Source organism: Marinitenerispora sediminis (assembly GCF_003336425.1).
Classification (GTDB): Bacteria; Actinomycetota; Actinomycetes; order Streptosporangiales; family Streptosporangiaceae; genus Marinitenerispora; species Marinitenerispora sediminis.
Genome location: NZ_QEIO01000368.1, coordinates 1 through 436, shown reverse-complemented (window position 1 = coordinate 436; position 436 = coordinate 1). Strand labels below are relative to the sequence as shown.

Here is a 436-nt window from a genome sequence, read left to right as displayed (position 1 = left end):
GTTACATCACCGTCAGCCTTCGGCCACCAGAAATCCGTACTGCTTGTTGTAAACTGGCCGCTGCGGTCCAGCCGGCTCCAGCCGAAATGAACGGCATCGAAGCTGGGAATCAGCGATACTTCGCCGTACGACTTCTGGGCGTAGAAACCGAGCGTATACAGGTCTCTTTGGGGAGAGGTGATGGACACGGTCTTCGTCGCCTGATTCCAGCTTACCCCTGCCCCGAACTGCTGGCCGAAGAAGCTGAGCGGAATCATCGTCGTGCCGCGGATATTCTGCGGTGCTACAGCCAGCTTAACTGCTGCACCGTTAACGGTTGCCGTTGTACTGCCTAATGTAAGAGTGACCACCTTGGAGCCTGAAACTTCGGTATTGGTCGCTGTAATTTTCTTGGCAGCCTGGTTCCATTCCACCTTAATGCCGAGCGCTTCGGAAA

Annotated in this window: 1 protein-coding gene; it reads right to left on the bottom strand. The window is 55.3% G+C overall.

Annotated elements, in window-relative coordinates; all coding sequences use genetic code 11:
- On the bottom strand, positions 1–436 hold a 436-nt coding region (locus tag DEF28_RS26855; protein WP_147281119.1), incomplete at both ends, for a copper amine oxidase N-terminal domain-containing protein.